3 protein-coding genes are annotated in these 2,041 nt (G+C 70.6%); all 3 read right to left on the reverse strand.

Features of this window, described 5'->3' with window-relative positions; all coding sequences use genetic code 11:
* Positions 1–177 (reverse strand): thioredoxin domain-containing protein (locus AC27IQ_RS23185; protein WP_487090955.1); only part of this gene is annotated, 177 nt, incomplete at its 3' end.
* A gap of 3 nt (positions 178–180) precedes the next feature.
* A complete protein-coding gene (locus AC27IQ_RS23190) occupies positions 181–1,371 on the reverse strand; it encodes an aminotransferase-like domain-containing protein (RefSeq protein ID WP_487090953.1) in 1,191 nt (396 codons plus the stop codon).
* A 109-nt stretch (positions 1,372–1,480) separates the two neighbouring features.
* A partial coding sequence (locus tag AC27IQ_RS23195; protein ID WP_487090954.1) for a DMT family transporter occupies positions 1,481–2,041 on the reverse strand: 561 nt, incomplete at its 5' end.

Genomic DNA, 2,041 nt, shown 5'->3' on the forward strand with positions numbered 1-2,041 from the left:
GTCGTCCTCGATCAGCGGCACCATGCCGTTCGGGTTGAGCCGCAGGAACTGCGGCTCGCACACGATGCCGAACTGCCCGCCCGCGTCGGTGCGCTGCAGCTCCAGGCCCAGCTCCTGCACGGTCCACACGACCTTGCGCACGTTGATGGACGACAGCCGTCCCCAGAGCCGCAGCATGCGTCAGGCCTTCTGGGCGACGCGCGCCCGGATGGCCGCGGCCAGCGCGCCCACGCCGGTGTTGATCTGCGCGGCGCTGGCCGTCACGAACGACAGGCGCAGGGTGCGCGGGTCGGCGTTGTCGGCATAGAAGGCCGCGCCCGGCACGAAGGCCACGTTGCGGTCCACGGCCTCGGGCAGCAGGTCGATGGCGCTCATGCCTTCGGGCAGGCGCACCCACAGGAACATGCCGCCGTCGGGCTTGTTCCAGTGCACGTCCAGGCCGGCCATCTCGCGCGTGAGCGCCTCCAGCATGGCGTCGCGCTGCTGCTTGTACAGCGCGCGGATGGTGGGCACGTGGCGGCCCAGGAAGCCGTCCTTCATGACCTCGTGCACCATGCGCTGGTTGAAGCCCGGGCTGTGCAGGTCGGCCGCCTGCTTGGCCTGCAGCAGCTTGGGGAACACGGCCTTGGGCGCCACGATGAAGCCCAGGCGCAGGCCGGGGGCGAGCACCTTGGAGAACGAGCCCAGGTAGATGCAGCCTTCCGGGTTGCGCGCGGTCAGCGGCGCGGGCGGGGGCTGGTCGAACCACAGGTCGCCGTAGGGGTTGTCCTCGATCAGCGGCAGGTTCAGCTCGGCGGCCTTGGCCACCAGCGCGGCGCGGCGCGCCTCGCTCATGGTGCGGCCGGTGGGGTTCTGGAAATTGGGCAGCACGTACAAGAAGCGCGCCTTGTCGGCACTGCTGCCGGCCTTGGTGGCCAGGTCCTCGATCTGCACGCCTTCGTCGTCGCTGGCCACGCTCACCACTTCGGGCTCCATGGGCGCGAAGGCCTGGATCGCGCCGAGGTAGGTGGGCGTTTCCACCAGGATGCGGCTGCCGGCGTCGATCAGCACCTTGGCCACGAGGTCCAGGCCCTGCTGCGAGCCGGTGGTAATCAGCACCTGCTCGACGCTCACGTCCCACGGCAGGAAGTCGGCGACCGCCTGGCGCAGCGGCTGGTAGCCCTCGCTCGCGGCGTATTGCAGGGCCGACTGGCCGTCCTGCGACAGCACGGCGCTGCAGGCCTTGGCGAAGTCGTCGATGGGGAAGGTCTTGGGGGAGGGCAGTCCGCCCGCCAGGCTGATGATGCCGGGCTTCTCGGTCACTTTCAGGATCTCGCGGATCACCGAGGGGTTCATCTTCGCGGCGCGTGCGGCCAGGGTCCAGTTCGTCATTGAGTGCATCTCCAGGGGGCGCTTGTTCTCCGGGGCGCCGGGGTCGTCGTTGAGGAAGCCGTTGTGCGGCGGGTGGCGGGCATGCGGGTGGGCCCGCCGGGGAAAGAGCTTAACCGCGCATCGCGGCGGGTTGGGGGTTCCTGGCGGGGCCTTGTCGCACCGGGGCGCGTCGGCCGACCACCACCGTGGCCATCACGGCAATGCCGAAGCCCAGGCTGATCGCATCGAGCGATTCGCCCAGCAGCGGCACCGAAAACAGCATGCCCAGGAACGGCTGCACCAGCTGCACCTGGCTCACGCGCACCGTGCCGCCGAGCGCCAGGCCCCGGTACCACGCGAAAAACCCCAGCCACATCGAAAACACCGACACATAGGCCAGCGCGCCCCAGGCCGATGCCGGCATGGGCGCCGTGGGCCACGACCAGGCCCCCAGCGGCAGCGTGGCGGGCAGCGAGATGACCAGCGCCCAGCAGATCACCGAGCCCGAAGGCATGCGCTGCGACAGCCGCGCGCCGTAGCCGTAGCCCACGGCGGCGCACAGCACGGCCGCGAACAGCAGCAAGTCGGCCGGGTGCAGCGACAGGCCTGCGCTGCCCGAGCGCAGCACCGCGAACGCGACCACCATCGCCGTGCCCAGCAGCGCGCACAGCCAAAAGCGCGGCGACGGGCG

The organism is Acidovorax sp. KPB24-07 (assembly GCF_057543315.1).